Source organism: Geminicoccus flavidas (assembly GCF_009806515.1).
Classification (GTDB): Bacteria; Pseudomonadota; Alphaproteobacteria; order Geminicoccales; family Geminicoccaceae; genus Geminicoccus; species Geminicoccus flavidus.
On record NZ_WUJP01000471.1, the window covers coordinates 1 to 6,505 of the forward strand.

Consider the following 6,505-nt stretch of genomic DNA (forward strand, 5'->3'; position numbering starts at 1 on the left):
GCGGGCTCGCTCCAGGACTGCTGCTCCTCGTCCAGCTGGCGAGCTTCATCGGCTGCAAGGCCCTGCTGGGCCTCTACCCCGGCCACGGGCTGGCCCGCGCCCAGCGGATGCAGAAGGTCGTGCTGGCAGTGGGCATAGCACTGATCGCGAGCCTGGGCCTGGCTGAGCTGGTGGGCTGGCTAGATGAACGGGAGGACCCGCGCTTTTCGTTCTGGCCAGTGCTGCTGGCCGGGATCGTGCTAGGCTTGGGCGAACCGGTGGCACGCCGGGTCCTGATGCGGCTCGGCCGCTGGCAGCAGCCCGTGTTCATCTTCGGCGGCGGCGAGGCGGCCAGCGGCATCGTGCGCCAGCTCGCCTTCTACCCGCACATGGGCCTGCGCGCGGTCTGCATCGTCGACGAGAGCTCGATCTACATCCCTGAGGAGTATCAGGGGATCCCGATCATCCGCTTCCGCGAGCTCGGCGAGCACGCCAAGCTGTTCAGCATGACCACGACCGCGATCATCGTCGAGCAGTCAGTGGAGCGGACCTTCATCCTGCGCCTCTACACCACTGGGATCTTCAAGAAGATCCTGCTGGTGCCGAGCTGCCACGACCTGATCAGCCTGGGTTCCACGGTGCGACCGGTGGGTGGCATGCTCGCGATCCAGGCCGGCAACGAGCGCCCGGCCCCGCTCGCGGCCTGGCTCAAGCGCGCCCTCGACAAGGCGGCCAGCGGCATGGCGCTGGTCCTCCTCTGGCCCCTGTTCGCGCTGATCTCGGCGATGATCCGCGCCGACAGCCCCGGTCCCGCGATCTTTGCCCAGCCGCGCTGGGCGGGTGCCGATCAGCAGTTCACCGCCATGAAGTTCCGGACCATGTACACGGATGGCGAGCGCCGCCTGCGCCGGCACTTTTTGAGCAATCCCGAGGCCGAGCGGAAATATGCGCGGTTCCGCAAGCTCGACAACGACCCGCGCGTGACCAAGATCGGCCGGTTCCTGCGCGCCACCAGCCTCGATGAGCTGCCCCAGCTCATCAATGTCTGGCGGGGCGAGATGAGCATCGTGGGGCCCCGGCCCTACACCATGGACGAGGTGAGCAAGCTCGGGCCCGCCACCGACATGCTGAGCATCGTCCGTCCCGGCATCACGGGCTTCTGGCAGGTCTCCGGACGCAACCAGCGCACCTTCCGCGAGCGGATCGAGATGGACTGCTATTACGTGCGCAACAACTCGCTCTGGTTCGATCTATGGATCATCTACCGCACGGTGATCGGAATGATCGCCAGGGAGGGCAAATAGGCTTCAGCCCTTGCTCCCGTAGGGATAGCTGCCCTCCAGTGGCACCTGCTCGCCATAGCTTTGGGCGTACGTTCCGTAGCCGGATGGGTCGATCCGGTTGACCACGATGCCGAGCAGCGACGGTGCCGGCCGTTGCGCCATCCGTTCGCAGGCCTCGCGGACGGCACTCACCTCCGTCCTCAGCCAGCGGCAGACCACCAGCACGGCATCGGCATAGCGGCCGAGGAACACGGCGTCGCTGGTCGGCAGCACGGGCGGCGTATCGATCAGCACGAAGTCGTAGTGCAGCCGCAGCGCCCGCAACGTCGCCGCCAGCTGCCGGCTTTCCAGGAGCGACAGGACTTCATTGCCGGCGGCACGGGCCGGCAGCACCAGGAACGGCCTGGCCAGCAACCCGGCCATGCCGCGTTCCCAGCCCTCGGACGGCTCGGCCAGCAGGTCGTTGACCGCCGGTCCCAGATCGTCCTCGTCGAACAGCTTGGCCAGGCGCGGGCGACGCAGGTCGAGGTCGACCACCGCCACTCGCTTGCCCGAGCGGCGCAGGAGGCCCGCCAGGCCGGATACCGTGGACGACTTGCCCTCGCCCGGCGCGGAACTGGTCACCAGCGCCACCAGCGATTCCCGATCAGGACGCTCCGCCTCGAGATCGCGGTAGATGTGGCGCAGCATCTCGGCATAGGCGCCGTTGGGGTTCTTAGCGACGTGGGCTTCCGGACGCTGGCGGCCCAGCCGCGGCACGCTCGGCAGCCGTGCCACCACCGGTCGCCCGGTCAGCCGCTCGACCTGGCGCGCCGAGCGCACGCGCGGATCGGCCCGGTCGCGGACCAGCGCCAGGAGGGTCGCCAGCGCGCCCGAGCCGATGAACCCGATGATCGGATAGAACAGGAACGGCGGCGAGCGCGATTCGAGGTCCGGCGAGGCCTCCGCCACCAGTTCCACGTCCGGCTGGACCAGGAACCGCTGCTCCGCCAGGAGCTTGCGCTGGGTCAGCATCTCCTCGTACAGGCGCCGGTTGACGTCGGCGTCGCGCTTGAGGTTGGCGATCCGGACCATGGCGTGCTGGTCGCGCGCGATCTGGTCCTGTGCGCCGGTGATCTCGTTGCCGATCTCCTCCGCCTTGACCCGCAGGAGATCCAGGTCACGCACCACCGCCGCGAGGCCGCGCTCGGCCTCCTCGCGGATCGTGCGGCGCAAGGCGGTCTCGTCGGCCCGCAGAGCCTGCACCGACGGATGCTCCGGCCCAAAGCTCAGGAGGAGCTCCGAGCGCCGGCGCGCTAGGCCGGCGGCCTCCAGGGCGAGTTGCTCGGCAGTCTGGCTGTCCAGGGCACGGGCAAGTGCCACCGGATCGCCGCTCGCCTGCAGTTCCTCGAGAGCACGCACGCGGGCCTCGGTCACCGCGATCTGGCTGCGGGTGTCGATCAACTCCAGGTTGAGATCGGCGATCCGCCGCGACAGCACCTCCTCGGTCCCGTCGACCGGCAGCGCGTTCTCGGCGCGATAGGTCTCGAGCTGGCTGTCGGCCCGTTCCACCTCGTCGCGCAGTTCCGCCAGCCGGACCTCCAGATAATCTCCGGTGCCGCCCGCGGTCTGCAGCTTGGCATCGAGCTGCTGGCGGATATAGGTACGGGCCGTCTCGTTGACGACAGCGGCGGCCAGCACCGGATCGGCGGCCCGGTACGACAGGGTCATTGCATAGCTCTGGCCGACCTGCTGGACGCTGATGTCCTCGGCGAGCCGCTCGATGATCTCGTCCCGGGTCATCTGCTCTGCGGGTTCGTCCGGCTCGGTGCGCAGCAGCCGCCGGAGCTCGTCCAGCCAGTCCGTGAACGGCGCTGCCTGCTCCTTCAGGAGGGCCATCAGCCTGCCCTTCACGCTCGGCGGGTCGATGAAGTCCGGGTTGCTGGCCAGCTCCAGCCGGTCGGCCACCTCGCCCAGCACGACCGGCGAGAGGATCACGTGGAGCTGCGTCTCCAGGATCGGCATGTCGCGGATCAGCTGGCCCGGGATCGTACCGAGATTGGGCAGCGGCGCGTCCTTGGGATTGAGCGCCATCATCGCGGTCGCGGTGTAGCGCTCCGGGGCCAGTGCCCCGTAGAGGCTCGCCAGCAGCGTCAGCGGCAGGACGATGCCGCCGATCAGGAGCTTGTGGCGCCTGAGGACGCGCAGGATCTCGGACGGGCCCGGGAACTCGTCGAACGCGCCGCTGAACATCGCCCGCACGCCGCCCTGCGCCCCGGGCCGCGGCTGGGCGCTGCGGACGTCCATCAATGCCATGGGGTCGAGCCTTCGCTGGGCAGGGTCGGCGCCGGCCGCATCCGGTCGACATGCCTGCGGATGATGAGGATCAGGGCCACCAGCGCAGCCGCTTCACCGATCGCGATCACTAGGATCGTTGAGGTGGCCGTACCGACCAGCACGGCGACGGCCAGGCCCACGAAGATGGTGAGCATCGCGATCATGCTGGCATAGAAGGACTGGCGGAACAGCGGCACGCACTGCGCCTCCAGGCTGTAGACGGTGCGCAGGAGCCCCACCAGCGTCGCCAGGCCCCATAGCGGCAGGGCAGCGCCGATGCCGCCATACTCGGCGGGCAGGATGTTGACGGACAGATACGGCCAGCCCAGCCAGAGCAGCATGAGATAGACTAGGGTCGCCCCGATGAAGCCCAGCGCGCTGAGGTTGGCATAGCGCATCGCCGCGGCCGGGCGGCCCTCGGCGAAATCCCGCGCCATCACCGGCCGGGCGACCTTGCTCCAGGCGCTCCCCAACAGGCCCACTGGCCGCATCAGGGTCAGGGCGGCCTGGATGATGCCCAGATCGGCGACGCTGAAGAAGGTGCTCACCGCCACGACATGTCCCCGGGTCTGCATCTCCGACGCGGCCGCCCCCATCAGCGCCCAGCGCGCGTGGTCGCCCCAGAGCCGCCGCAGGCGCCGCCGCACCTTGCGGTCGAACCGCAGTGTGAAGTCGCCGGGCTGGCGGATCAGCGTCGAGGTGCAGGCCAGCACGGTGGCGATGCACAGCGTGCCGACCACCAGCATCATGCTGATCTCGATCCCAACCCAGGCAGCACCGGCCAGGGCCACCAGGACGGTCAGCGCCTGCAGCAGGTCGTTCAGCAGGACCTGCCCTGCCTCCCGCCGTGTGAAGTGGTAGGTCCGCACATGCTCCCGGCAGATCTGCAGGGCGACGAACAGGCCGCTGAGCAGGGGCGTGGCCCAGCGATGGGATTCGCTGAAGAACTCGAACCCGATCGTGGTCGCAATCCCCACCAGCACCGCCACCCCGACGGCGACCAGCCAGGTAGTGGCCAGCACTTCCTGCCGCTCCGCCGGGCTGGTGGCACGGACGAGCAGCAGGGCCAGTTGCGAGCCGGCCAGGGCCTGATGCGCTGCCAGGCCGGTGAGCGAGACGCTCAGCACGATGGCAAAGGCGCCGAACTTGCCGGGCGTCCACTGGTGGATCAGCCAGAAGGTCAGGATCAGATTGGTGGCGCTGACCAGGATCTGGTCGGCCATCGACAGCACCAGTGGGCTGCGCAGGCGGCCGATCATGCCACCAGCCCAAGCTCGCGGTTGTAGCGCTCGACATGAGGCCCTGCGGCAAAGCGCGCCGCAATCCGGTCGTGCTGCGCCAGGAGAGTGGCGCGCAGCGCACCATGCCGGTCCAGCAGTTCCTCCAGCCCGGCCAGGATCGAGTCCACCGAGGTCGGATCGCAGCCGATCGCGGCATCGATGCCATCGACGAAGCCGTCGATGCCGGTGCCGCGGGAGTAGAGGATCGGCACGCCGCTCAGCATCGCCTCGACATAGACCATGCCGAAGGTCTCGTTGTGGCTGGGCAGGCACATGACGCCGTAGCTTGGCAGCCGCGCCAGCAGTTCCGCGTGCGGCACCGCCCCCACCAGCCGCGCCTGCCCGGTCAGGCCATGCCGGGCGATCAGCGTCGCGATCGTCCCGGGCCGGCCGCGTCCTATGATGTCCAGCGACAGGCCCGGCCGCCGCCGGGCCAGGCGCGCAAAGGCCGGCAGCAGCCGGTCCAGCCCCTTCTTCTGGTAGATGTCGAGATGGAGGATGGTCACCAGGCGGCACGGATCCGGCACCGCATCCGCCGCCAGCCGCGTTCCTGGGCAGAAGTTCGGCAGTTCCCGGCCAAGGGGCTGCGCCTCGGGGAACAGCCGCTCGATCTCCCCGCGATACCACAGCGACACGTAGTAGAGGCGTCGGCTGTGCCGCACGATCCGGCGGATCAGCGGGCGGTAGTGCGGCAGGTAGCGCAGGATCTTCGATTCGGCCTCGGCGCGGATCGAGCAGACCAGCGGGACCCGCAGCCAGCGAGACAGGAGATAGCCGCTGATGCCCTCGAAGCAGAGCTTGTGGGCATGGACCAGATCGACCCGGATCCCCTCCTGCTCCATGAGCGCCCGGATGCGGCGCGCCACGATCGCCATCGAGGCGAACAGCAGCATGCCGAACGGCGGTCCCCAGTAGCACATCGAATAGACCGACGGGTCGCCGGCACCGTCACCGCGGATCAGGCCGACCTGCCGCGGGTCGCCGGTCCGGGTGAGCGCCACGACCACATGGTCGACCGCCGGGTTCGCCTTGACGAAGTTGCGGATGGCGACCGTCTTCGTCCGGTCATGGGCATCCGGATAGTCGACGGCGAGGTGCAGGATCCGGCGCCGCGACGGATGCTGCACGGCCGGACCGGCGGTCGGATCAGGCGCCATGGCTGACCGTGGACGTTTACGCGGACGATGCGGGCGCAACCCGCCGCAGGACGCAGGCAAGGTTGGGCAGGACGAAGCTGGAAGCGCCGCCAAGGCGGGCGGCCAGCCGGTAATAGAGCCCCTGCAGCCGACCGACCCGGTCGACCCGGCCGCGGCCGATATAGGGCAGGTGGAACGGGAAGGTCGCCAGGAAGTCGTCCAGTGACCGGTAGTGAAGGAAGCCCGAGACGACCTTGTACTCCGGCATCAGCCGGCGGATCGCCAGCGGCGACCAGAAGATGTTGTTGTTTTCCCGGTCGTTGCGCTTGAACAGACCGGCATAGACCTGCCGCACCGGCATCGGCAGCCAGTGGCAGAACGGCAGCTCGGTGTCGTGGGCGATGACCGGGAACCACAGGTTCGGCGTCGTCAGCACGACCAGATCGCGCGAAACCCGGGCAAGGTCGCGTACCGCGGCAGGATCGCCGCCCACATGCTCCAGCACCTCGAC

Annotated in this window: 4 protein-coding genes and 1 pseudogene; 1 reads left to right on the top strand and 4 read right to left on the bottom strand. The window is 68.9% G+C overall.

All coding sequences use genetic code 11. From position 1 onward, the window contains the following. Positions 1 to 1,283, top strand: a 1,283-nt coding sequence (locus EQG76_RS13160) for an exopolysaccharide biosynthesis polyprenyl glycosylphosphotransferase (protein ID WP_159714020.1), incomplete at its 5' end; no start/stop codon positions are given. Positions 1,284 to 1,286: 3 nt separating this feature from the next. On the opposite strand, the gene EQG76_RS13165 is transcribed toward EQG76_RS13160, so the two are convergent. The 4 genes and pseudogenes from EQG76_RS13165 to EQG76_RS13180 all read right to left on the bottom strand — a co-directional run. After that, complete coding sequence (locus EQG76_RS13165) at positions 1,287 to 3,557, bottom strand: GumC family protein (RefSeq protein ID WP_159714022.1); 2,271 nt, start codon at positions 3,555 to 3,557, stop codon at positions 1,287 to 1,289. Then, on the bottom strand, positions 3,548 to 4,837 hold the full coding sequence (locus EQG76_RS13170; RefSeq protein ID WP_159714024.1) for a lipopolysaccharide biosynthesis protein: 1,290 nt from the start codon (positions 4,835 to 4,837) through the stop codon (positions 3,548 to 3,550). The genes EQG76_RS13165 and EQG76_RS13170 overlap by 10 nt, the downstream gene beginning before the upstream one ends. Next, positions 4,834 to 5,985, bottom strand: coding sequence for a glycosyltransferase (locus EQG76_RS13175; RefSeq protein WP_159714026.1), 1,152 nt, complete (start codon positions 5,983 to 5,985; stop codon positions 4,834 to 4,836). The genes EQG76_RS13170 and EQG76_RS13175 overlap by 4 nt, the downstream gene beginning before the upstream one ends. A gap of 46 nt (positions 5,986 to 6,031) precedes the next feature. Continuing rightward, positions 6,032 to 6,505: pseudogene (locus tag EQG76_RS13180) on the bottom strand (hypothetical protein); the annotation flags it as partial.